Below are 24,254 nucleotides of genomic sequence, written 5' to 3' on the forward strand. Positions count from 1 at the left end.
GCTGCGCGCGGGGGCTACTGGACGGCGTCCAGCACGCAAGCGCGCAGCCAGCGATGCGCGGCGTCGCCGTCCATGCGGGGATGCCACAGCATCGACACGGTAAACGCCGGCACGGGAAAGGGCAGGGGAAAGCTGTGCATGCCGGCGCGCAGCGTGCCGGTGTGCCGTTCCGGCACGGTGGCGATCAGGTCCGTTTCCCGGGCCAGCGCCAGCGCGGCCGAGAAGCCGCCCACCAAGGTGGCGATGTGCCGCTGCCGCCCCAGGGCAGCCAGGGACTCGTCCACTGGCCCTTTGTCCTGATTGCGGCGCGACATCAGGATGTGTTGCGCCTTGGCGTAGCGGGCCAGCGTGATCTTGCCGCTGACAAGCGGATGGCCCGCGCGCACGACACCGATGAAGCGGTCTTGAAACAGCGCGCGCGTGCGCAGCTCGGGGCTGGCTGCGTCGCCCACCACGCCGGTTTCCAGATCTACCTCGCCTTCGCGCAGCGGCGCGCTGCTTTTGTCGGTCTTCTGCATGAAACGCAAACGCACGCCGGGCGCTTCGTCGCCAATGCGGGCCAGCAGCCGGGCGCCGAAATTCTCGACAAAGCCGTCGCTGGCGCGCAACGCGAAGGTACGATCCAGCCGCGCCAGGTCCAATGCTTCGGCAGGCCGCAGCACGGCTTCTACGTCTTGCACCAGTTCATGCACATGGCTGCGCAGCGCCAGGGCGCGTGGCGTGGGCACCAGCCCGCGCCCGGCGCGCACCAGCAGCGGGTCGCCCGTGGTGGCGCGCAGCCGCGCCAAGGCCCGGCTCATGGCGGACGGGCTCAGGCGCAAGCGCCGCGCGGCGCGCGCCACGCTGCCTTCGTCAAGCAAGGCATCCAGGGTGATAAGCAGATTGAGATCGGGCGTGGCCATGCTCGCAAACGTAGCATGGATGCGTGCCTGATTGCGGGTTTTGTTATGGCGTCATGTGCAGGTATTGAATGCAAATGCTGCGTCTTCCGCTTGGTATGGGCTAGGCATAGGATGTGTTGAGGGCGCCGTGTTGGCGGCCCGATTTTCTTGCAGGGCTGACCATGCATACCCAACCGTCCTCGACTATCCCATCCTTTCCCCTTCTGGCCTGCCTGTCCTTGTGCATGCTGCTGCCTGCGCTGGCGACCAGTATTGCCAACGTCGCGTTGCCGACGCTTGCGCAAGCGTTCGAGGCGCGCTTTCAAGACGTGCAATGGGTGGTGCTGGCGTACTTGCTTGCCATCACCACGCTGATCGTCAGTGTGGGCCGCCTGGGCGACTTGATGGGGCGTCGGCGTCTGATGCTGGTGGGTATCGGCTTGTTCACCGTGGGGTCGGCGCTGTGCGGCGCGTCACCGTGGTTGGGCGGTTTGATGGGCTTGATCGGGGCGCGTGCGGTCCAAGGTCTGGGCGCCGCCGTCATGATGGCGTTGACGATGGCGTTCGCCAGCGCCGCCGCGCCCAAGGAAAAGACCGGTAGCGTGATGGGGCTGCTGGGCAGCATGTCGGCGGTGGGCACGGCGCTCGGGCCCACCTTGGGCGGCCTGCTGATCAGTGCTTGGGGGTGGCCGCTTATCTTCCTGATCAATCTGCCCCTGGGCGCGCTCGCGTTCGTGCTGGCCTGGTCTTATCTGCCGGCGGACCGCCAGCCCGCCAGCCAGCCACGCGCGCGCTTTGATGTGAAGGGTTCGCTGCTGCTGGCCTTAGGCATTACGGCGTATGCGCTGGCGATGACGGCCGGTGGCGGCTTTGGCGGAAACCATGCCGTGCTGCTGTTGGCGGCCATGGTGGCGGCGGTGGCATTTGTGCGGTTGCAGGCCAGGGCGGCGTCGCCCTTGATTCAGTTGGCGTTGTTCCGTCAGCCCACGCTGCGGGCGGGCGTGGCGACCAACGCGCTGGTGTCCACGGTGATGATGACGACGCTGGTGGTTGGGCCGTTCTACCTGGCGGGCGCGTTGGGTTTGGACGCGGCGCGGGTTGGGCTGGTGATGTCTTGCGGGCCGGTCGTGGCGGCGCTGGTGGGCGTGCCGGCCGGACGCGCAGTGGACCGCTATGGCGCGCAGCGCGTGATGCTGGCCGGCTTGGCCGCAATGGCGACAGGCGCGATCCTGCTGCCCTGGGTGCCGCTTGTGATGGGCGGAGTGGCAGGGATGGCGCGCGTGGCGGAATACGTGGCGCCGCTTGTGGTCATCACCAGCGGCTACGCGCTGTTCCAGGCCGCCAACAGCAGCGCCGTCATGGCCAGCGCGGGCGCGGACCAGCGTGGCGCGATATCGGGCGTGTTGAACCTGTCTCGCAACCTGGGCTTCATTACGGGCGCATCGGTGATGGGCGCGGTGTTCGCCTGGGCGGCTGGCGCGGGCGACCTCCAAGCCGCACCGCCCGCCGCCTTGGCGACGGGCATGCGGTGGACGTACGCTTTGGCCGCTGCCTTGCTGCTGTTGGCCTTGGCCTTGGCGGCGCTGGACCGGGGCCGCGCGCGCGTGGCGGCCTAGAACGACACCATGTCCGCCGGGTTGATGATGCCCATTACACCCAGCGCGCCCTTGATCAGCGGAATGGCGACGGGCGACAAATGCCGGCCCAGCGGAATGCCGGCGTGGTCAAAGCGCGTCAGCATGGCGTAGTCGGTGTTGCAGCCAGTCAGGTCGTCGCTGATGGCGCGGCCGATGCGCACCGTCTGCGCCACGCCGTGGCCGCTCCAGCCATGCACCATGTACACCGGCACGTCGCCCGCGCTCTTGCGGCTGTCGGTGGCGCCGTTCAAGGTCAGGTCGCTGATGCCGCTCCAGGAATATTCCAGTTCCGGTTTTTCCAACTGCGGGAACACGGTCTTGATGCGGTCCAGCAGGTAGTTGTTGACGTCGCGCGGCGACCACGAGTTGCCCGTGCCTTGGCCGCCGAACAGCAGCCGCTCGTTGCGTACCGGGCGGTAGTAGTCAATTTGCAGTTGCGTGTCGTAGACCGGCAAGCCTGAAGGAATCAGCGCATCCAGGGTGTCGCCCAGCGGCGGGGTGACGGCCACATAGGTGAAGAAGGGCACGGTGGTGGCGCTGCCCGGCATGAACTGAAAGGTGGCGCTGTGCACGGCCAGCACCACGGCGCGGCGCGCCTTGATTGCGCCTTGCGCGGTCTTGACCAGCGTGCTGCCCGGCGACTCTTCAATGGCTTGCGCGGTGGTGTTGTCGTAGACCCGCCCGCCCAGTTTGACAAAGGCATGGACCAGGCCGCGCAACAAGGCCAGCGGCTGTACCTGGCCGCCGCCGTCGTCGATGGCGGCGCCGAAATAGATGTCGGACTTGACGTACTGGTCTTTCAGTTCGTGCCTGCCGATGATCTTGACGGCGTCGTCGCCCAGACGGCGGCGCGCATCGGCGTTTTCCACCAGCGCACCCATGTGGCCCGCGTGTACGGCCGCCGTGATGTGGCCGCGCTTGCGGTCGCAGTCAAAGCCGTAGCGGTCGCGCAGACCATCCACCGTCTCCATGGCTTCAACCGAGGCAAAGCGCCACAGGCGGCGGGCATCCTCAAGGGGGAGCTTGTCCAGCATGGTGCCGGCTTCCCAGCGCGCCAGGCCGGGCGTCATCTGGCCGCCGTTGCGCCCCGAGGCGCCCGAACCGATATGGTCTTTTTCGATCAGCACGACTTCCACGCCGGCTTCGGCAAGATGCAGCGCGGTGGACGCGCCCAGCAGGCCGCCGCCGATGACGACGACCTCGCAATCCAGGTCGCCGGGCAGCGAGCCGAACGCCGGCCATTCGGACAGCGACGCCTCGTAATAGTTGGCCGGCATGGGGTCGGACGGGCTGGCGTCATGGCGCCAATTCCAGATGCGCGGGTCGATGCCCAGTTGGGTGGGAATCTTGCGCGCGTCTTGCAGCAGTTGAGCGGGCCGCAAGGCCGTGTTGTCCAACGGTACGGTGGCCAGTGGCGTGGAGGACAGGGCAGAGGAGGCCGCCGGCCACAAGCCCAGCGCGCCGACGGCGGATGCCGCGGTCGAGGCGGCCGCCGTCTTGAGGATGAATTCACGTCGATTCAATGTCATGTCGAGTTTCCTGAAGGCGGTGAGAGCGGCTCAGGCCGTTGCGGGGGAGGGAGCGGGGCCGTAGCGGTTACGGCCTGGGGCGCCGGCGGGCAGCATGAAGGCCTGCAACAGCAGCGTGCCGATGACCGGCGCGGCATGCAGAAGGCCCCACCATCCGCTGCGGCCGGTGTCGTGCAGGCGGCGGATCGTTACCGCCAGCGCGGGAACAAAGGTCAGCAGCAGAAAGCCCGCCGTGTACCAGCCGAACAGGATTTCGGGGTTGGCGATGGCCAGCGCGCGTTCCACCGCCGAAATCGCCAGCACCATCAAGATCTGGCACAGCACGAAGATCCAGTACTCGCGGCGCGGCGCGCGTCCTTCGAAGACGGCGTAGTGTTTAAGGGCTTGCAGATACCACTTCATGAAGGTTCTCCGGTTTGCAAAAGATGTGCGCCATCCGCGCCGGGGCAGGCGCAGGCGGCGGGAAACTGTCAAGACAATGAGAGGGGCGGGCGTGGCCCGCCTGCGATCAGCCCGTCAAGAGTTGGGGCGGGTTTGGCGGGTTGAACTGGCCTGGCTGCCAGGGCTGTTGGTGCTGCTGTGGCGCGCAACGGTCCGAGGGGAGGCGAAGACCGAGCGCAGCGGCGTGGCGGCCAGTACCGCCAGGCGCAGCGCGCGGGCGGGGCCGATCAGGCGGTCCCCCTGCTGCGGCCGCCACAAGCTGCCGGGGCGGATGCGGTGGGCGGTGGACATGACGACGCGCGAATCGGCGTTCAGCACCAGCGCCGGTTTGCCGATAGGGTGCAAGGCCGGCAGCAGCATGCGGTCCAGCGTTGCGACCAGCACGTCAACGGCGGCAACCCCCGCGCAGGCGCCCTGCACCAGGACGGGATGCGCGGCGGTGATGGTGTAGGCGCCGTTGCAGATGTAGTCCACGTAAGGGCCTTCCACGACGGGGCGCAGGCAGCGCGCGGGCTGGTCAAACCAGGCGAAGGCACGGAAGTCCAGGCGCCGCCGAGTTTCCTGGTTGCGATCCAACTGCGCCTGCTGCATCGATGGGCCCTCCTGTTGCCACCATTCCAGCGTCCAGTAGCCGTCGTCCAGCCCGGCTGGCGCCGCGTAGCTGGCAAAGCCCGCGCCGTTGCACCAGGGGTTGAGTTGCAGCGCTACCTGGATATGGGTTTGCAGCGCGCGGCGGTGTTCGCCTGACAATCGCAGGCCGCTGCCCGGCGTCGGGGTCTGCCCCGACAGGATCTGGGCCGCCGCCTCGGCCAACGCGCCCGCGGTGTTCTGCGCGTCGTTCAAGACGCATTCCAGAATGCCGTTGGCTCGGTCGATATGCGCATCTTCGTTCATCTGCCGTCTCCTCTGCCCAGGCTTGCCGCCAGCGTCAGCGGTCCTAGGTCTGTTGTGGCGGCGGCGCCGTGGCGTCCAACCGCAGTTTGTGTTCAAGCAGGTGGTCGGTTTGTGTGCCGATCATGTCCTGGGCATGCGCGCTGCTGGCAGCCTCGTCGCCATCACGCAGCGCCGCCTGCAGGCGGCGGTAGGCGTGCACGATGCCGGCGTGCACCCCCGCATGCGCGTAAATCGATGCGACCAGCGGCGCCCATTCCGCCTGGATTCCAAGCTCCTGGTTGGCCAAGCGCGCGGACTGCGCGTGGGTGGCCAACATCAGCAGGCAGCGCATGTCGGCCTGTGCACGTGCCTGCGGGTCGGTCGCCGCCTCGAATTGATCGATCTCGCGCGCCAGCCGCAAGTGCTCATCGGCGGTGGAGCGTTGCGCGGCCAGCTTCGCGCTGTGGCCGACCACGGCGCAATGCAGTTCGCCCAAATCGGCCAGATCCCCGGCGGTGGCCAGCCGCAGCGGATGGCGGTCGTGCATCATCTGGGCTGGCACCGGGCACACGAAGCTGCCGCCATTGCGCCCACGCCGCGTGTCGATCAACTGCCGGGCGCGCAAGGTGTTGAGGGCTTCGCGCATGGTCACGGGCGACACGCCCATCAGGCGCGAAAGCTCGTTCTCGTTAGGCAGTTGCTCGTCGGCATGCAGCAGGCCGGCGACGATCGCGTTGCTTAAGCGTTCGACGACCTGCTCCGAGCGCGTGCCTTGGCCAATCGGGGCATAGACGATGGCGTGGGCGGTCATGGCGGGACTCCGGGGCGGGAATGGAAAACGTGCATCATGCCATGGCCGCGCTAGAAGATACCGTGGCGATGGAGCGCCTGGCTGTCGTCTGGCACGGGCGTGATGGCGTCCCATAATTCGACGACCTTGCCGTCCTGTACGCGCCACAGCTCGAAGTAGGCATGGCGCTCGCCGGCGATGCTGCCTTCGGAATGCGTCAGCACGAAATCGCCTTCGGCCACGCTGCGATGCACGCGGCTGTATTGCAGCCCTTGGCCCGCTTCGCGTAACTGGTTCAGGAAGCTGACCACGGCCACGGTGCCGTCGGCGATGTCGGGGCTGTGCTGGTGAAAGCCTTCGCCGTTGCAGTAATCGTTGAAGGCGGTGTAGTCGCCATCGATCAGGGCGCGGGTGAAGAACGCCAGGACCAGCGCGCGGTTGGCCTCGGCATCTTGATCGGGGCGGGGCTGCGTGGGGCCGTCCAACTGGGTGCGGCCGCTGGCGTTGGGCGCGGCTTCGGGAACCAGGCCGTCCCAGTGTTCAATGATGCGGTTGTCGGCCACGCGGTAAATGTCAAAGCCCACGAGCGCTTGCTCGCCCAGCCCGGTGTAGCGGCCATGGATGGCGACCAGGTCGCCGTCCACCAGCACGCGGTAAACCTCGTGGTGCAGGTCGATATGGTCCTGTACCAGCGTGAATAGGCCGTCCGCGCCGTCTTTCACCAGCGGCGAATGCTCGATGAAGCGCGGCGAGAAATAACGCTCCAGTGCGCCCGTGTCGCGCAGCGTGAACAGTTCGTGGTGCGCGCGGGCGACGAGGTCACGCAGGGACTGGGTCTGGGGTGGGGAGGAATGCGGCGTTGTTGTCATGGTGGTCCCCTGGTTAATCGTGCGAGCTCATCACGTGCTTGACGCGCGTGTACTCTTCGAAGCCGTAGGCGGACAGGTCCTTGCCGTAGCCTGACCGCTTGAAGCCGCCGTGCGGCGCTTCGGCCGTCAGCGGGATGTGCGTGTTGATCCACACGGTGCCGAAATCCAGATCGCGCGACAGGCGTTGCGCGCGGCCATGGTCACGCGTCCAGACGCTGGCGGCCAGGCCGTATTCCACGTCGTTGGCCTTGGTGATGGCGTCGTGTTCATCGGCGAATTTCTGCACCGTGATGACGGGGCCGAAGACTTCGGTCTGGATGGCTTCGTCTTGCTGCTGCAGGCCGGTGATGACAGTGGGCTCGAAGTAGTAGCCGGCGCGCGCGGCGTGGCGGCCACCGGTTTCAATACGGGCGTGGGCGGGCAGGCGCTTGATGAAACCCTGTATGCGTTCCAGCTGCGCGGCGTTATTCAGTGGGCCGTACAGCGCGTCCTGGTCGTCGGGTTCGCCGAAGCGGGTGTCGCGGGCGGCAGCCACCAGCTTTTCAACGAACGCATCGTGCACGGATTCCGCGACGATGACGCGCGTGGCGGCGGTGCAGTCCTGGCCGGCGTTGAAGAAGCCCGTCATGGCGATGTGCTGCGCGGCGCGGTCCAGGTCGGTGTCTTCAAACACGACGACCGGCGCCTTGCCACCCAGTTCAAGGTGGGCGCGCGTGAGGTTGGCGGCGGCGGACGCGGCCACTTGCAGGCCGGCGCGCACCGAACCCGTGATGGATACCAGCGCCGGGGTCTTGTGCGACACCACCTTGGCGCCCGTGGCGGCGTTGCCCAACACCACGTTGAAGGCGCCGGCGGGGAAGAACGGCGCGGCGATCTCGGCCAGCAACAAGGTGCTTTCGGGGGTGCTGTCGCTGGGCTTGAGCACCACGGTGTTGCCCGCGGCCAGTGCCGGCGCGATCTTCCATACCGCCATCATCAGCGGGTAGTTCCAGGGAGTGACCTGGCCCACCACGCCCAGCGGTTCGCGGCGGATGCTGGAGGTCAGGCCTTCCATGTATTCGCCAGCGGCCTTGCCTTCCAGAAAGCGCGCCGCGCCGGCAAAGAAACGGATCTGGTCCACGCACACCGCCACTTCTTCCGAGGCGATCAAGTGCTTGAGCTGGCCGGTGTTGCGGCTTTGCGCTTCCACCAGGCGGTCGCTGTTGGCGGCGACAGCGTCGGCCAGTTTCAACAGGGCTTGCTGACGGGCCGACGGGGTGCTGCGGCCCCAGGTCTTGAAGGCCTGGCTGGCGGCGGCGTAGGCGGCGTCCACGTCGGCGTCGTTGGCGTTGGGAGAGCGGGCGATCGGCTGGCCGGTCACGGGGCTGATGAGGTCAAAATATTCGGAGCCCTTGGACTCCGCGTATTGACCGTTGATGAAATGCTTGAGGGTGGGCATCGCCATGGTTGTCTCCCGTTAGGTGATGGGTGGTTTGTTTTAATAGTTATATTCTCTGATGTTATATGTATTAATTCTGCTGGGGTAAACCCTGGAGCTATCAGAACTGCTAGTTGGCCGAGTCAAACGCAAACGCCCGGGCACATGGCCCGGGCGTTGTCATTCATTGGAGGGTTTGGGACAGGGACCTTCAGACGGCCCGAACTCTTACTGCGCTTTCAACCCCGCCTTGATGATCAGCGGTTCCCACTTCAGCCGTTCGCTGCGCGCAAAGGCTTCCAGCTCGGCCGGCGTGCCGCCGCCCGGTTCGTGGCCCAGCTCCAGCAGGCGCTTTTGCACCTCGGGCTGCTTCAGAATCTCGACCAGCGCGGCGTTCAGCTTCTGCACCACGGCGGGCGGCGTGCCCTTGGGCGCGTACATCCCGTTCCAAGCGATCACCTGGAAATCCGGCAGGCCTTGCGCCGACACGGGCTTCACGCCGGGCAGCAAGGCAGACTCCTTCAAGGACGTGACAGCCAGCGCACGCAGCTTGCCGCCAGTAATGAACGTACGCGCGGCGCTGACGGTGTCGATGCCGACCTGCACCTGGCCGCCCATCAGATCGGTGGTGGCCGTGGCTGAACCTTTGTAGGGAATGCCGCGAATGCTGGCCACGCCTTGCTGCTTCAGCAGTTCGAACACCAGGCGCGCCGTGGTGCTGGGCATGCCGACCGTTACGCTGTCGGGCTTGGCTTTCTTCGGATCTCGCAGGTCTGCCAGGCTCTTGTAGGGGGACGCGGGTGTCGTCACCAACACCATCGGAAACGAGCTGACCAGCATGATCGGCTCGAAATCCTTGGCGGGATCAAAGTTGGTGGAGGCGTAGATGAACTGGTTCAGCACATGGGTGCCGTTGGTGCCCATCAGCACGGTGTAGCCGTCGGGCGTGGCGCGGGCCGCTTCGGACGCGCCGATGTTGCCACCCGCGCCGGGGCGGTTTTCAACGATGAAGGGTTGCCCCAGCTCGCGCGCCAGGTAGTCGCTGAGGTAGCGCGCGGCCACGTCGGTGCCTTGGCCCGCCTGATACGGCACGATGATACGCACCGGCTTCGAAGGATAGTTGTCCGCCGCGGCCACGGGCTGCGTGAACAGCAGGGATGCCGCCAGCGCGGCAATCAAACGTAGTGATTTCATGGTGGTCTCCTGGGTTTTGTTATGGGCTGCGATCTTGCTGCTACGGCTTGGGCGGAGGCCTGCGTGGCGGCAGTACGCCTTGCTCCCGCAAGCTTGCGATGCGGTTGTCGTCGAGGCCGGCCTCCCGGAGGACCTCGTCCGTGTGCTGCGCAAAAGCGGGTGGCAGGCGGCCCACGCGCGCGGGCGCTTCGGCCAGGCGCGTGGCGGGGCCGATGCCGTGATAAGCGTCGCGATCGATACGCATGCCGCGATGCGCCGTGTGTGCCTGCTCGAAAGCCTCGGGCACGCTATTGACCGGGCCCACCGGCACGCCCAGCCGCATCAGGTCATGGCAGACCGCATCGCGCGCGCGATCGCGCAGCGCGCCTTCGATGGCCGCGCGTAGGGCGTCGCGGTGTTGCAGGCGTTGGCGGTTCGACGTGTAGCGCTCGTCTTCCAGCAAGGCCGCCAGGCCGATGTAGTCGCAAAATTTTCGGAACTGTCGGTCGTTCACCACGCCCAGGAAGATGTCGCCATCGCGGCAGGCAAAGCGGTCGTAGGGCGCGATGTTGGGATGCGCGCTGCCCATCAACCCGGGTGTGCGTTGCGTGTGCATCCAGTTGGCGGCGTGCGGCACCAGCAGGCTCAACGCGGTGTCGAACAAGGTCACGTCCACGCGCTGGCCCTGGCCCGTGCGGGCGCGGTGGTAAAGCGCCAGCAGAATGCCTGACTGCGCGGTGTATCCCGTCAGGTGGTCGACGATGGGAATGCCGATGCGGGTGGGCCCGCTGGCCGCGTCGCCGTTCACGCTCATCAGCCCGCACATGGCTTGCAGGATGGCGTCGTAGCCGGGCAGGCCGCCCAGCGGGCCGTCTTCGCCAAAACCCGAGATGGCGCAGTAGATCAGTTGCGGAAAGCGGGGCTTCAAGTCGGCTTCGTAGTCCAGCCCCCACTTGGCCATCGTGCCCGGGATGAAGTTCTCGACCAGCACGTCGGCCTGCTCCAGCAAGCGCAGCAGCACGTCGCGCCCATCGGGCAAGGACAAATCCAGCCCGATGGCGCGCTTGCCCCGGTTCACCGCCGTGAAGTAGGCGGCGTCGCCGTCCGCGTTGACGGGCGGACCTAGCGCGCGGGTTTCGTCGCCGCCGGGCGGCTCTACCTTGATGACGCTGGCGCCCTGATCAGACAGCATCTGGGTGCATAGCGGCCCGGCCAACACCCGGGACAGATCAATCACCCGTATGCCTTCAAGCGCGCCGGCGGCGCGGGCAGGCGGGGCGTGTGCTGCGTGCTCCGATGAATCAGACATCATTGACCTCGTTTTGGTCATGTCCGACGCGCGGGCGGGCGCGTCATCCGCGGGTGGGCAATTCAACCACGCCCGTGCCCAGCACGGACAGCTCGTCGTCCTGGTTGCGCGCTTCCTGTTCGATTTCAACCAGGTGCCGACCGTCTTCCACGTACTTGCGCGTGACGCGGCCCTTGAAGAACAGCATGTCGCCTTCCGGGTTGTGGCGGCGGATCTTGCACATGGACTTGCGCAGGAAGCCGGCATCGCCCATCCAGTTGGTAAGGTGGTGCGTCAGCCACGAATTGCGTTCGGGACCGTAGTCGTACGCGCCCGGCGCGCCCACTTCCAGCGCGAATTCCTCTTCCCAGTGCACGCGCTCGGGCACATCGGGAATGCCGAAGCGGTTGGTGATGCCCACGCCCGGGTGCGCGTCGATCAGTTGCCAGGCCAGCTTGTTGGCGCGGATGTACAGGCCGCCCCAGCCCTGCGCGTAGGCAATGAAGCCCGTTACCGTCATCGGCCCCTTGAACATCACGGGCAGTTCCTCGCCTTCCTTCACGTCTTCCCAATAGCGGGGCGTGGCGCCGCGTACTTCTTCCTGGGCATAGAGCTTGTACGCTTCCTTGATTTCCTCGGGGCTGTAGCGGCGCGGTTCGCGGGCGCGCACTTCCTTGTACTTGCTGCCTTGCTCGCGGGCGTGATCGCGTTCGGTGCGAAAGCACCAGCTATCGGCCTCGGCCACCTTGTCGCCGTCCTGGTTGAAGAAGTCTACGTGGTAGATCTGCTGGATCGCGCGGCCCGCGAAACGGGTCTGGTGTTCGATCAGGTCCTTCAGGTGCGCTTCGGTGGAGATCACATCGTTGCGCTTGACGGTCTTGTGCCAGGTCCAGTCGGCGCCCGACCACATGGCGTGCACGCCGGGCAGGCCGCCCACGTAGCCCGACACGATGCGGCTCGTGGAAAACAGAAAGCTGGGCAGGGCGATGATGCCGCCATGCTGGGTCTTGGCGGCGTACTCGGGGTCTGACCACAGGGGGTTGTCGTCGCCGATGCCGTGGGCGTAGTGGCGGATGTTGTCGCGCGTGGCCTCGTAGCACCACGGTTCGGCGGTGGCGCCGATCTTTACGCCGATGCGCGCGCGAAGTTCGTCCAGACCGCGTTCGGTAATGGTCGGGAAACTACGTTCAGTTTTGGTCTTGGTCAACATGATGTCTCCTGGGGATGGGTTAGACGTGCGCGGCGGGCGCGGCTTTCGGGGTGTCGGGGGTTGATGCGGCAGCGGTGGCAAGCTCTTGCTCGCGCAGTTTTCGGCGATGGATCTTGCCGGCCGGCGTCTTGGGCAGTTCAGGCACAAACACCACCTGACGCGGGTACTCGTGCTGGGCCAATTGGCTGCGCACGGTGTTCTGGATTTCTTCCACGAAGGCGTCGTCGCCCGGGCGGGCCGACACCACAAAGGCTTTCACGACCTGGCCGCGCAAGGCGTCGGGCACGCCGATGGCGGCGGCTTCCGTGACGTCGCGATGCTTCAGGATGGCGTCTTCGATTTCGACGGCGCTCATCGTCCAGCCGGCCGATATGATGACGTCGTCGGCGCGGCCGCCATGCCAGAAGTAGCCGTCTTCGTCGACACGCCCCAGGTCCTTGGTGGCGACCCAGGCGTCGCGGCGCCACAGTTTCAGTTCGCCCGTCACGCCGGGCGGGCAGGGCGCGCCGCTGGCGTCCTGCACTTCCACGCGCAAGCCCGGCACGGGTTTGCCCAGCGACCCCGGCTTGACCGTGAAGTCGGACGCGCCCGGATAGTTCACCAGGCACACACCGATCTCCGTGGTGCCGTACATGCTGCACACGGGGCGGCCAAAGGTGGCTTCAACAAAGGCGGACGTTTCGCTGTCGATGGGCTCGCCGGTGAAGGACAGCTTGTCGAGCTGATAGCGATACCGGCCCGCAGCGCCGGAGTTGCGCATCATCCGGTAGTGCGTGGCCGCGGCCGAGATGTTGTTGAAGCCGTGCTCTTGCAAGGCTTGCAGCAGGCGTTCGGCGTTGAACTTGCCGGCGTAGGCGCCGATGGTCACGCCCAGCGCCAAGGGGGCAAGCGTGCCGTGCCACAAGCCATGGCCCCAGGCCGGCGACGACGGGCACATGTAGCGGTCGCCCGGCCGCACGCCGGTGCCATACAGCGCCGCCAGCATCAGCGTGACCAGCGCGCGGTGCGTGTGCTTCACGGCGTCCGGCAGTTCGCGGGTGGTGCCCGACGTGTATTGGTAGATGGCCAGGTCGTCGGCCAGGGTGTTGCAGTCGTAGTGCGCGGGATAGCGCGCCAGCGTAGCGACGAAGCCGTCGTCCGCGATGACGACACGCATGTCGTCGGCGGCCGCCACCATGGGCGCCTTTTCCGCGTTGGTGACCAGCATGCGGGGCTTGCAGTCCTGCACGCGCAGCCGGATGCCATCAGGGCCGAACAGGGTGAACAGCGGCACGGCGATCGCGCCCATTTTCATTGCCCCGAACATCGCTACGTAGAACGCCAGCGAGGGCTCCAGCATCACCGCCACGCGGTCGCCGGGGCGTATGCCCTGGTCCACCAGATAGTGCGCAAAGCGGGAGGATGCCTCGGCAATCTGCTGGAAGCTGAAGGTTTCATCACCCCCCGCCGCCCGCACCAGGATGATCGCGGGCTGGTCTTTGCCCGCGTGTCGATCGATGCATTCGTGCGCGATGTTCATGCAATCACGATTGCCGTCGAACAGCTCCCAAAGTTTGTCCGGAGAGCAGAGCGCCTGGGCGTCTGCGTAAGAAGTGGTCTGCGTCAACGTCGTCATGTCGTCGTACCTGTGTGGGTCGGCAAGCGGTTGAACAGACTATGCGCGTCGGCTTTTAAATTGTCAATAACGTCCATTGATTGTATATATACAATTTAATGCCGGGTTCGAGGTCACCGGCCAAAGCGCGCCCAAGGTATGCTTGCCGCAATAAAAATCGGAGAGCCAGATGAGTGAAGCCAGTTCCCAGGAATCCGCTGCCGGCACGGGGCCGCGCGTGCGCGCCGTGCCGGCGGTGACACGGTCGATTGCCATCCTGCGATTGCTGGGCCGTGGTGGCGAGGCAATGACCTTGAAGACGATCTCGCAAGAGCTCGGCATGGTGACCAGCACCTGCCTGCACATTCTTCGCGTGCTGGTGGAAGAGGGCTTGGTGAAAGTCGACCCCGGCACCAAGCGCTATAGCCTGGGCGTGGGCATGCTGACGCTGGCGCGCAGCGTGATCGAAAGCAGTCCGTTTCCTGCGTTGGTGCAGCCGGTGCTGGACAAGATTTCCAGCGCCGCGAATGTCACGGCGATCGGCGTTGAAGTGGCGGGCAGCGAGCACATGGTGGTGCTGGCGCTGTCGCGTTCCACCGCGCCATTCCGCTTGCATGTGGACGTGGGCAGCCGCTTTCCCGCGCTGATCAGCGCGACGGGCCGCCTGGTTGCCGCGTTTTCCGAGCTATCGGACAAAGAACTGGAACGCCGCTTCAAGGCCCTGCGCTGGGACCAGGCGCCCGACTACGCCGAATGGAAAGCAGACGTGGACGCCGTGCGCCGCGACGGCTACAGCCTGGACCGCAACCACTACATCAACGGCGTCGTCGTGATTGCGGTGCCGGTGCTGAACAGCCACAACCGCATGACGCACTCCTTGGTGGCGGCAGGGCTGGCCGAGCAATTGGATGACGCCCGCGCGCATGCATTGGCCAAGGACCTGCAAGCCGAAGCGCACACGCTATCGCAACTGTTGTCCACCCGGAGCTGAAGCCATGCCGCCACCCGTCACCGCCGAATCACTTGCCGCCGAGGGTTGGCATTGCAAGACACTGCCTGGATTCGCGGGCTTGATCGGGCCGTTGTGGGTGCGCAGGGAAGGGGTGCGGGATGAAGGGGGTCGCAGTGAAGGGGGTCGCAGTGAAGGGGTTCGCAGTGAAGGGATGCGCAGTGAAGCGCAAGCCTGGGCGTACGGATTATTGGCGACTGCCGATCACTTGAACCCCGCCGGCGTGGTGCACGGCGGCCTGTTGACCGCACTGCTGGACCACGGTCTGAGCGCCATCGCCTGGCAAGCCCGGGACCGCCGCCCGTGCGTCACCGTGCAACTGGACACGCATTTCCTGGCGCCGGCCCGCGCGGGCCAGTTCCTGGAAGTGCGCGGGCAGTTGCTGCGCGCCACGTCCAGCCTGGTGTTCATGCGCGGGGAATTGAGCGTCGCGGGCAATGTGGTCGCGACGGGGGCGGCGGTGTTGAAGGTGCTGGCCGCAGCGTCAGATCATTGACTTTCCGCTTTGCTTCGCCGCGCTGATATCCCTCCACAGCGTCACGCACAAGATCGCCAGAATGGCCGCGGATATCGCCGGCCAGATCAGAAAATAGGCGGTCAACCACATATCAATCTCCTTGTTGTTGAGGCAGGTGCATCATTGCGCGGCGTCGGGGGCGAGCGTTGAGGACGGCGTTTTCAACATGACCTCGTGCTCGTGATGAAACGACGTCACGCGGTCTGCCAGCAGCGTGAAATCAAAGCGTTCGCGGTTGCGCAGGCTGAGCGCCACGCACACGATGGCGCTGGCGCCATAGGCCGTCAGGGATGCCAACAGCACGATGTAGTCGCGCAAGTTGCCGATGAAGGCGGGCAGCATGACGACGACACCAATCGTGCCCACGGCAATCGCGGCCGTGCGACCGAAGAAGCCGAACGTCATCAGGCCCAACACCACGCCGCCGCCCACGGCCGCGCAGATTTCAAAGAACACCGCGATCACGCCTGTCATGGGCAGCAGCTCAAAGCGCGCGATCGTGAACAGCGCCACGGCGGACAGCACCGAGCAGACGAATGCGCGGTTGTTGACGCGGTCCCAATAAAAGCTGGCGATCACCGGAAAGACGATGGCGCCCCACAACGCGCCCACGAACACCAGCATGACCAGGATGTCCAGGCGCAGGCTTGCGAAGATCACGCCAATCATCGTGGCGATGATCATGGTGGCGCGTCCCCACCACAGCATGCGGCGCGGGTCCGGGCGACCGCGCGCCAGGTTCTTGGCGTAGACGTCGGTCATGACGATTGCCGACAGCGCAGCCAGATCGGAATCGGCGGTGGACGACAGCGAGCCCACCACCAGCAGGAAGAACAGCGCGATGCCAAACGGAGGCAGGTAGGTCGATGCCATCTGCGGAATGATGTTGTTCATGTCGCCGTTGGCGGGTTCAAGCCCCACGAACAAGGCCAACAGGCCCAGCATGCCCAGCCCGATCACCACTGCGCCATACCCGATGGTGGCCGTCAGAAACGTGGGCTTGATCAGGTCTTCCCGTACGGCAAATAGCCGTTGCGCGATGGTCTGGTTGCCGATGGCATAGGCCAGCACCGCCACGAAGTAGGGCGCGCCTTGTTCCAGGATGGCTTTGGTCGAATAGAAGTCGGCCTGATCGCTGCTCAAGCGCCACATGTTGGCTTGCAGCAAGTCTGGCCCGCCTGCGTTGAAGAAGATCAGCGGAATGATGATGACGGCGGCGATGATCATCGCCGCCAGTTGTGCGAAGTCGGTCATGATTGATGTGCGAAAGCCCGACCACAGCGTGTAGGTCAGCACGCCCAGCCCGGCGATCAGCACGCCCTGGATGAACGTAAGCGGGCTCAGTATCGACACCAGCGCGCCTGCCGCCGTGAAGTTCACCATCAGGCTGATGCAACTGCCCACAATGTTCGACACCGCCATGATCATCTGGCTGGACGTGCCGTGGCGCGCATGGATCACTTCGGCCAGTGTGTGCGCCTTGGGCGCCAGTTGTCTGAAGCGTTTGCCGAAGGGGTAGATGAACAGAATCATCAAGGCGCCCCAGAAGCCGTAATGCAGCGGGCCCGACAAGCCGTACTTGAATCCGGACGTGGCGCTGGCGTAGAAGGACGCCGCCCAAATCCAGGTGGCGATCATGCTGGCGGCCGACAGGCCGAAACCGACCGCGTTGTTGGACACCATGAAGCCATCCACGTTCTCGTTTTTTTCGCCAATGAACAGCGACATGAGGAACGTGGCGCCGTAGAAGCCGGCCAGCAACAAAATGGCCGTGGTGGCCGATAACTGGAAGAAAACACTCTCTTGCATCGTGTAGGTCCTTGCTCGTAGACGGCCAGGCACGAAACACCATTGATCGCGAGCGCAGGGCTTGTACGTTTCGCGCGCGCGATCACGTGCCTGCCCGCCCGGGCAGGGGATGGCAGCCCGGGGTGGACAAGACACAAGACACACCGTAATGGTGTCTTGCTGCGGCATTGGGCCGGCGCATCATGGAAACGAAGACGTCGTTCGAGCGCGTAGTTGGAACGCGTGATTCGACGCCGTAGCTCGAAGCCCTAGATGCAGGCGCAGCTCAATGCGGTGAGCAATGGTCCTGCTGGGTAAGCAGGTTTTTGTTCCGCAGCCGCCGGTATAAGCCTGGCGGCTGGGTGGTGGTGTTTCGGCGCTGGCGCCGGGCCGCTGTGCGCAGCCGTGTGACGGGTGCCCTGGGATGACGATGCATCGTCAGGGTCCGGTGATGAATAACAACAGCCCAGGAGTATAGGGACAGACGACGGCGGCGTCTACCCTTGAGGCCTAAAAACCCGGTAAATAGGGGGGTTGCGAGCGTTTGCTCGCAACCGGAGGGGATCAATTCAGGTTCAGAATCCGACGTTCGGCACGTGTACCCGCCCTTCCATCAACACCCGCGCACTGCGGCTCATGATGGCTTTCGTGACCTTCCATTCGCCGTCCACCAACTGCGCCTGCGCGCCCACGCGCAGCGTGCCGGAGGGGTGGCCGAAGTTGACGTTGTCGCGGTCGGTGCCGCCGGCGGCCAGGTTGACCAGCGTGCCGGGTACTGCCGCGGCGGTGGCGATGGCCACCGATGCCGTGCCCATCATCGCGTGGTGCAGCTTGCCCATGGACAGCGCGCGCACCAGCACGTCGATGTCGCCCGCGCCGATCTGCTTGCCGCTGGATGACACGTAGGCCTTGGGCGGCGCAACGAAGGCGACCTTCGGCGTGTGTTGGCGGCTGGCGGCGTCTTCCAGTTTTTCGATCAGGCCCATGCGCAGCGCGCCGTGCGCGCGGATGGTTTCGAAGCGGGCGAGCGCCGCGGCATCGCTGTTGATGTCGTCCTGCAATTCGGTGCCGGTATAGCCCAGTGCGGCCGCGTCCAGGAAGATGGTCGGGATGCCGGAATTGATCATCGTGGCCTTGAACGTGCCTACGCCCGGCACCTCCAGGTCGTCAACCAGGTTGCCGGTGGGGAACATCGAGCCGCCGTCGCCGTCTTCGGCCGGGTCCATGAATTCCAGTTGCAGCTCGGCGGCGGGAAACGTCACGCCGTCCAGCTCGAAATCGCCGGTTTCCTGCACCGCGCCGTCGGTCATGGGCACGTGCGCAATGATGGTCTTCTTGATGTTGGCCTGCCAGATGCGCACCACGGCCACGCCGTTGTCGGGCACGCGCGCCGGGTCCACCAGGCCGTTGGTGATGGCAAACGGGCCGACGGCGGCCGACAGGTTGCCGCAGTTGCCGCTCCAGTCCACGAACGGCTGGTCGATGGAGACCTGGCCAAACAGGTAGTCCACGTCGTGATCCGGCTGTGTGCTCTTGCCGATGATCACGGTCTTGCTGGTGCTGGACGTGGCCGCGCCCATGCCGTCGATCTGCTTGCCGTAGGGGTCCGGGCTGCCGATCACGCGCAGCAGCAGCGCGTCGCGCGCGGGGCCCGGCACGCGCGCGGATTCGGGCAGGTCGTCAAGCTTGAAGAACACGCCTTTGCTGGTGCCGCCGCGCATGTAGGTGGCGGCAATTTTCCTCTGGGGAGCATGGGCCATGGAGTTGTCCTGATGTCTGGAATGTTGAAGGCGGCGGGCGCGTGGGCACCCGCCTGTCCAATTGAAAATCAGCCAGCCTTCTTGGTGGTGCCCGCCACGGATTCGGCTTCCAGGAAGTCTTGCGCAAAGCGTTGCAGCACGCCGCCGGCATCGTAGATGGAGACTTCTTCCGCCGTATCCAGGCGGCACGTCACCGGCACCTGCACCGTCTCGCCGTTACGGCGGTGGATCACCAGCGTCAGGTCGGCGCGCGGCCGGCGTTCACCGATCACGTCATAGCTTTCGGTGCCATCCAACGCCAGCGTCTTGCGGTTCACGCCGAGCTTGAATTCCAGCGGCAGGACGCCCATGCCGATCAGGTTGGTGCGGTGGATGCGTTCAAACCCTTCGGCCACAATGGCTTCCACGCCCGCCAACCGCACGCCCTTGGCCGCCCAGTCGCGCGACGAGCCCTGGCCGTAGTCCGCGCCCGCCACGATGATCAGCGGCTGCTTGCGCTGCATATACGTTTCGATGGCTTCCCACATGCGCATCACCTCGCCTTCCGGTTCCACGCGCGCCAGCGATCCCTGCTTCACCGTGCCGTCGTCGTTCGTCACCATCTCGTTGAAGAGCTTGGGGTTGGCGAAGGTGGCGCGTTGTGCGGTCAGGTGGTCGCCACGATGGGTGGCGTAGGAATTGAAGTCTTCTTCGGGCAGGCCCATCTTGTGCAGGTATTCGCCTGCCGCGCTGTCCATCAGGATGGCGTTGGACGGCGACAGATGGTCGGTGGTGATGTTGTCGCCCAGCACCGCCAGCGGCAGCATGCCGCGCAGCGTGCGTTCACCCGCCAGCGCGCCTTCCCAGTACGGCGGACGGCGAATGTAGGTGCTTTGCGGGCGCCAGTCATACAAGGGGCTGACGCCTGCCTTGCGGTCTTCCTGAATGCCGAACATCGGCGCATAGACCTTGCGGAATTGTTCCGGCTTGACCGCCGCCTTGACCATGGCGTCGACCTCTTCGTCGCTGGGCCAGATGTCTTTCAGGCGGATTTCCTTGCCGCTGGCATCCACGCCCAGCACGTCGCGTTCAATGTCGAAACGGATGGTGCCGGCAATCGCGTAGGCCACCACCAACGGGGGCGAGGCCAGGAACGCCTGCTTGGCGTACGGATGGATGCGGCCGTCGAAGTTGCGGTTGCCGGACAGCACGGCGGTGGAATAAAGATCGCGGTCGATAATCTCTTGCTGGATGACCGGGTCCAACGCGCCAGACATGCCGTTGCAAGTGGTACAGGCAAACGCCACCACGCCAAACCCCAGGGCTTCCAGATCGGGCAGCAGCCCGGCTTCTTCCAGGTACAACTGCACGGCCTTGGAGCCGGGCGCCAGCGAGCTCTTCACCCAGGGCTTGCGGGCAAGGCCCGCGCGGCGCGCGTTGCGTGCCAACAGGCCGGCGGCGATCACGTTGCGCGGGTTGCTGGTGTTGGTGCAACTGGTGATGGCGGCGATGATGACGGCGCCGTCAGGCATCAAGCCCGGCTCGTTTTCCACCACGCCGGAAATACCGCGTTCGGCCAGGTCGGACACCGGCAGGCGGCGATGCGGGTTGGACGGGCCGGCCAGCGTGCGCACCACGGTCGACAGGTCAAAGCGCAGCACGCGCTCGTATTCGGCGGTCGCCAGGCTGTCGGACCACAGGCCCGCCGTCTTGGCATAGGTTTCCACCAGCGCAATCTGTTCGTCTTCGCGGCCGGTCAGGCGCAGGTAGTCGATGGTTTGCTGGTCAATCGAGAACATCGCGGCCGTCGCGCCGTATTCCGGCGCCATGTTCGAGATGGTGGCGCGGTCGCCCAAGGTCAGGCTGGCGGCGCCTTCGCCGTAGAACTCCAGATACGCGCCGACTACCTTTTCTTTACGCAGGAATTCGGTCAGCGTCAGCACCACGTCGGTGGCGGTGATGCCCGGCTGCGCGCGGCCCGTGAGTTCAACGCCGATGATGTCCGGCAGACGCATCCACGACGCGCGGCCCAGCATCACGTTTTCGGCTTCCAGGCCGCCCACGCCAATGGCGATGACACCCAGCGCGTCCACGTGCGGCGTGTGGCTGTCGGTGCCGACCAGCGTATCGGGAAACGCCACGCCGTCTTGCGTGTAGATCACCGGCGACATCCGCTCCAGGTTGATCTGGTGCATGATGCCGTTGCCCGGCGGCACGACTTCGATGTTGCGAAAGGCCTGCTTGGTCCAGTCGATGAAATGAAAGCGGTCTTCGTTGCGGCGGTCTTCCACCGCGCGGTTGCGGGCGAAGGCGTCGGGGTCGGTGCCGTCGAATTCCACGGCCAGTGAGTGGTCCACAATCAACTGCACCGGCACCACCGGGTTCACCTTGGCCGGGTCGCCACCTTTCTCGGCGATGGCGTCGCGCAGCCCCGCCAGGTCCACCAACGCGGTCTGGCCCAGAATGTCATGACAGACCACGCGCGCCGGAAACCACGGAAAGTCCAGGTCGCGGCGACGTTCGATCAACTGCTTCAACGCATCGGTCAACATCGCCGGATCGCAGCGGCGCACCAGGTTTTCAGCCAGCACGCGCGACGTGTAGGGCAGGCCCGCGTAGGCGCCGGGCGCGATGGCTTCGACGGCGGCGCGCGCATCGAAATAATCCAGGCGGGTGCCGGGCAGGGTCTTGCGGTACGAATGGTTCATCATGCCTCCGTGCGCTGCAACGTGCTTTGCGCGATCTGTTGTTCGATGTTGATGCGGGACGCGCGGATATGGCGGCGCATCAGGATTTCAGCCAGCTCGCCATCGCCGTCGGCAATGGCGTCAAGAATGCGGTGGTGTTCGGCGTAGGCCTGCCGGGGGCGGTTGGGCGTGGTCGAGTACTGAATGCGGTACATGCGCGCCAATTGATAGAGCTCGTCGCACAGCATGCGAAACAGCATCTGGTTGCCGCTGCCCTTGACGATGCGATAGTGGAAATCGTAATCGCCTTCCTGCTGGTAGTAACCCACGCCGGCCTGAAAGGCAGCATCGCGTTCGTGCGCGTGCAAGACTTCGCGCAGCTCGGCGATTTCAGACGGCGGCATGCGCTCGGCGGCCAGCCTGCACGCGGTGCCTTCCAGCGATTCGCGGATCTCATACAGCTCGGACAATTCCTGCGGCGACAAGGACACCACCCGCGCGCCCGCATGCGGCACGCGCACCAGCAGCCTCTGGCCTTCCAGGCGATGCAGCGCTTCGCGCAGCGGACCCCGGCTGACGCCGTGGATACGCGCAAGCTCGGGCTCGGAAATCTTGCTGCCTGGGGCGATCTCGCCCTTGACGATAGCGGCCTGGATCTTCTTGAAAATGTGATCCGACAAGGTCTCGCCATCGCCGGGCGCAGCGCCCGGCAGGGTCAGCACTTTGCTCATGGTGTCAACAATCGGTCCGATTTGTGGGGGTGGGATCGGGTTAAAGCGCTATGGAAACGCTAGATTGTCAACAATTTACCTTGTGGAACGGTGAGGTGCAAGCGGCCGGGAGGCCGCTTGCGACAGAAGTGTCAACGCCGATTAGCGCTTGTGATGCACCTGCTGCATGCCGTACACCTGCACCGGCAACCCCACGTGCCGCGCCTTCAGTTGCAGCGACAGATACTGCGAGTAGTGCCGCGACTGGTGCAGGTTGCCGCCATGGAACCACAGCCCTTCCTGCTGGGTCGGCTTCCACATGTTGCGCTGTTCGCCTTCCCAGGGACCGGGGTCCTTGGTGGTGTCCGACCCCAGACCCCAGCACTTGCCGACCTTGTCCGCCACCTCCGGGCTGATCAGGTCGGCGGCCCAGCCGTTCATCGAGCCGTAGCCGGTGGCGTAGACGACCAGGTCAGCCGGCAAGGTCACGCCGTTCTTCAAGACGACGGCGTCGCGCGCCAGGTGGCTGACATCGGTGTTGGATTGCAGCTTGACGCTGCCGTCGATGATCAGGTCGCAGGCGCCCACGTCGATGTAATAGCCCGAGCCGCGTCGCAGGTATTTCATGAACAGGCCCGAGCCGTCGTCACCCCAGTCCAGCATGAAGCCCGCCTTCTCCAGCTTGCCGTAGAACTCGGCGTCGCGTTCGCGCATCTGGTTGTATAGCGGAATCTGGAACTGCGCCATGATCTTGTAGGGCAGCGATGCGAATGTCAGATCGGCCTTGCGCGTGGTCATGCCGTTGGCCAGCGCCTGCTCGGAATACAGGCCACCCAGGCCGATGTCCATCAAGGTGTCCGAGCGCACGATGTGCGTGGACGAACGCTGCACCATCGTCACGTTGGCGCCGCCTTCCCACAGAGCCGCGCAGATGTCGTGCGCAGAATTGTTGGCGCCGATCACCACCACGTTCTTGCCCCGATAGGCGTCGGGGCCGGGGTGCTGCGAGGAATGTTGCTGTTCACCTTGGAATTCGTCCTGGCCGGGAAAGCGGGGCACGTTCGGCTTGCCCGACATGCCGGTGGCCAGCACCAACTGCTTGGGCCGCAGCACCACGGGCTTGCCTTCCCGAAGTACGGTGACTTCCCATTCTTTCTTCGCTTCGTCGTAACGCGCCGATTCGCAGACGCTGGACGTCCAGTAGTTCAGTTCCATCACCTTGGTGTACATCTCCAGCCAGTCGCCCACCTTGTCCTTGGGTGCGAACACGGGCCAGTTCTCCGGAAAGGGGATGTAGGGCAGGTGGTCGTACCAGACCGGGTCGTGCAGGCACAAGGACTTGTAGCGCTTTCTCCAGCTATCGCCCGCGCGCTCGTTCTTTTCAATGATGATGGTGGGCACGTTCAGTTGGCGCAGCCGCGCGCCCAGCGCGATACCGCCTTGCCCGCCACCGATGATCAGCACGTAAGGCTGTGTCTTGTAGCCCAGTTCGGCGGCTTCCTGCTCGCGCTTTTCCAGCCATGTCTGGCGCTCGCGGCGGCTGCCGTGTTCGGCGCCCAAGGGGCGACGCGTGCCGCTGGGTTCCTCGTGGCCCTTCAGTTCCGACATGGTGGTGAGCAGCGTCCAGATCTTGCCGTCCTTCACGCGGATGTGGCCATAGCCGCGCGCCAGATTGGTGTCGATGTGCAGCCACCCTTGCAAGAGGCCGCCGTCGTCGGTCGACGCTTCACGTTCGTCGCGCGTGAAGCGCACCGGCTCCACCTGCGACAGTTGTTGCGTCAGCATGTCGCGGATCTGCGCATGGCCTTCGAAGGTGCGCAGGTTCCAACTGAACAGCACCAGGTCGCGCCAATAGCATTCGTCGTGAAACAGGCCGGTGATGGCGGCCATGTCCTTGTTGCCCAGCGCGGTGTTCAGACGGGCGAGCACCGCGTCCAAAGCGGCGTCGGCGGGGGCGGTCTGCATAGCTTGTCTCCTTGCCCGTTGAGGGCGTGGTGGGGGGGCGGACGCGGGCGTCCGAGGCAACCCCGGCCTGTGCCGGCCGGTGGCAGCTCAAGCTTGTGTATGCAAACGGCGTGCCAGGTTATGAAGGACGCGGCGTC

Annotated in this window: 20 protein-coding genes; 3 read left to right on the forward strand and 17 right to left on the reverse strand. The window is 65.3% G+C overall.

Annotated features, from left to right (window positions below; translation table 11 throughout):
* Positions 1-14: 14 nt before the first annotated feature.
* Positions 15-902 carry a LysR family transcriptional regulator gene (locus WBR68_RS13190; RefSeq protein ID WP_050445713.1) on the reverse strand — a complete coding sequence of 296 codons (888 nt, stop codon included), beginning with the start codon at positions 900-902 and terminating at the stop codon, positions 15-17.
* Between the two features lie 161 nt (positions 903-1,063).
* Here WBR68_RS13190 and WBR68_RS13195 point away from each other — a divergent pair, with 161 nt between their 5' ends.
* Positions 1,064-2,497, forward strand: coding sequence for an MFS transporter (locus WBR68_RS13195; RefSeq protein WP_230694466.1), 1,434 nt, complete (start codon positions 1,064-1,066; stop codon positions 2,495-2,497).
* Here the strand turns inward: WBR68_RS13195 and WBR68_RS13200 are convergent.
* The 10 genes from WBR68_RS13200 to WBR68_RS13245 form a co-directional block, all read right to left on the reverse strand.
* The gene (locus tag WBR68_RS13200) at positions 2,494-4,047 is read right to left on the reverse strand and encodes an NAD(P)/FAD-dependent oxidoreductase (protein WP_230694467.1); all 1,554 of its coding nucleotides are present in this window, start codon (positions 4,045-4,047) and stop codon (positions 2,494-2,496) included. The two genes, WBR68_RS13195 and WBR68_RS13200, sit on opposite strands and share 4 nt — an antisense overlap.
* A 30-nt stretch (positions 4,048-4,077) precedes the next feature.
* Positions 4,078-4,449 carry a DUF805 domain-containing protein gene (locus tag WBR68_RS13205; RefSeq protein WP_050445716.1) on the reverse strand — a complete coding sequence of 124 codons (372 nt, stop codon included), beginning with the start codon at positions 4,447-4,449 and terminating at the stop codon, positions 4,078-4,080.
* Between the two features lie 114 nt (positions 4,450-4,563).
* Positions 4,564-5,382 (reverse strand): cache domain-containing protein, encoded by an 819-nt coding sequence (locus tag WBR68_RS13210; RefSeq protein WP_230694468.1) that lies wholly within the window; start codon positions 5,380-5,382, stop codon positions 4,564-4,566.
* Positions 5,383-5,425: 43 nt separating this feature from the next.
* Complete coding sequence (locus tag WBR68_RS13215) at positions 5,426-6,172, reverse strand: FadR/GntR family transcriptional regulator (protein WP_050445717.1); 747 nt, start codon at positions 6,170-6,172, stop codon at positions 5,426-5,428.
* A gap of 50 nt (positions 6,173-6,222) precedes the next feature.
* The gene (locus WBR68_RS13220; RefSeq protein WP_230694469.1) at positions 6,223-7,020 is read right to left on the reverse strand and encodes a nuclear transport factor 2 family protein; all 798 of its coding nucleotides are present in this window, start codon (positions 7,018-7,020) and stop codon (positions 6,223-6,225) included.
* Between the two features lie 13 nt (positions 7,021-7,033).
* Positions 7,034-8,464, reverse strand: coding sequence for a gamma-aminobutyraldehyde dehydrogenase (locus tag WBR68_RS13225; RefSeq protein WP_230694470.1), 1,431 nt, complete (start codon positions 8,462-8,464; stop codon positions 7,034-7,036).
* Positions 8,465-8,665: 201 nt separating this feature from the next.
* Positions 8,666-9,631, reverse strand: a complete 966-nt coding sequence (locus WBR68_RS13230) for a Bug family tripartite tricarboxylate transporter substrate binding protein (RefSeq protein ID WP_230694471.1) — start codon at positions 9,629-9,631, stop codon at positions 8,666-8,668.
* A gap of 40 nt (positions 9,632-9,671) precedes the next feature.
* Positions 9,672-10,922, reverse strand: a complete 1,251-nt coding sequence (locus WBR68_RS13235) for a CaiB/BaiF CoA transferase family protein (protein WP_230694472.1) — start codon at positions 10,920-10,922, stop codon at positions 9,672-9,674.
* Between the two features lie 40 nt (positions 10,923-10,962).
* Positions 10,963-12,108 carry an FAS1-like dehydratase domain-containing protein gene (locus WBR68_RS13240; protein WP_127185849.1) on the reverse strand — a complete coding sequence of 382 codons (1,146 nt, stop codon included), beginning with the start codon at positions 12,106-12,108 and terminating at the stop codon, positions 10,963-10,965.
* A 19-nt stretch (positions 12,109-12,127) separates the two neighbouring features.
* Entirely contained in the window at positions 12,128-13,723 is a 1,596-nt protein-coding gene (locus tag WBR68_RS13245) for an acyl-CoA synthetase (RefSeq protein ID WP_230694473.1), read from the reverse strand.
* Between the two features lie 169 nt (positions 13,724-13,892).
* Here WBR68_RS13245 and WBR68_RS13250 point away from each other — a divergent pair, with 169 nt between their 5' ends.
* Together WBR68_RS13250 and WBR68_RS13255 are read left to right on the forward strand one after the other, a co-directional pair.
* Positions 13,893-14,693: an IclR family transcriptional regulator gene (locus WBR68_RS13250; protein WP_127185847.1), complete on the forward strand. Its 801-nt coding sequence runs from the start codon at positions 13,893-13,895 to the stop codon at positions 14,691-14,693.
* A gap of 172 nt (positions 14,694-14,865) precedes the next feature.
* Positions 14,866-15,207 carry a PaaI family thioesterase gene (locus WBR68_RS13255; protein ID WP_230694474.1) on the forward strand — a complete coding sequence of 114 codons (342 nt, stop codon included), beginning with the start codon at positions 14,866-14,868 and terminating at the stop codon, positions 15,205-15,207.
* Here the strand turns inward: WBR68_RS13255 and WBR68_RS13260 are convergent.
* The 6 genes from WBR68_RS13260 to WBR68_RS13285 form a co-directional block, all read right to left on the reverse strand.
* Entirely contained in the window at positions 15,196-15,318 is a 123-nt protein-coding gene (locus tag WBR68_RS13260; protein WP_230694475.1) for a putative transporter small subunit, read from the reverse strand. The two genes, WBR68_RS13255 and WBR68_RS13260, sit on opposite strands and share 12 nt — an antisense overlap.
* 30 nt (positions 15,319-15,348) lie before the next feature.
* Complete coding sequence (locus WBR68_RS13265) at positions 15,349-17,037, reverse strand: sodium:solute symporter family protein (protein WP_127185846.1); 1,689 nt, start codon at positions 17,035-17,037, stop codon at positions 15,349-15,351.
* A gap of 554 nt (positions 17,038-17,591) precedes the next feature.
* On the reverse strand, positions 17,592-18,776 hold the full coding sequence (prpF, locus tag WBR68_RS13270; RefSeq protein ID WP_230694476.1) for a 2-methylaconitate cis-trans isomerase PrpF: 1,185 nt from the start codon (positions 18,774-18,776) through the stop codon (positions 17,592-17,594).
* A gap of 68 nt (positions 18,777-18,844) precedes the next feature.
* The gene (gene acnD / locus WBR68_RS13275; protein ID WP_230694477.1) at positions 18,845-21,463 is read right to left on the reverse strand and encodes a Fe/S-dependent 2-methylisocitrate dehydratase AcnD; all 2,619 of its coding nucleotides are present in this window, start codon (positions 21,461-21,463) and stop codon (positions 18,845-18,847) included.
* On the reverse strand, positions 21,463-22,173 hold the full coding sequence (locus WBR68_RS13280) for a GntR family transcriptional regulator (RefSeq protein WP_050445729.1): 711 nt from the start codon (positions 22,171-22,173) through the stop codon (positions 21,463-21,465). The genes acnD and WBR68_RS13280 overlap by 1 nt, the downstream gene beginning before the upstream one ends.
* 141 nt (positions 22,174-22,314) lie before the next feature.
* On the reverse strand, positions 22,315-24,117 hold the full coding sequence (locus WBR68_RS13285; RefSeq protein ID WP_230694478.1) for an NAD(P)/FAD-dependent oxidoreductase: 1,803 nt from the start codon (positions 24,115-24,117) through the stop codon (positions 22,315-22,317).
* Between the last annotated feature and the right edge of the window lie 137 nt (positions 24,118-24,254).

The organism is Achromobacter sp. JD-1 (assembly GCF_038594925.1).
GTDB classification, from domain to species: Bacteria; Pseudomonadota; Gammaproteobacteria; order Burkholderiales; family Burkholderiaceae_B; genus Achromobacter; species Achromobacter spanius_C.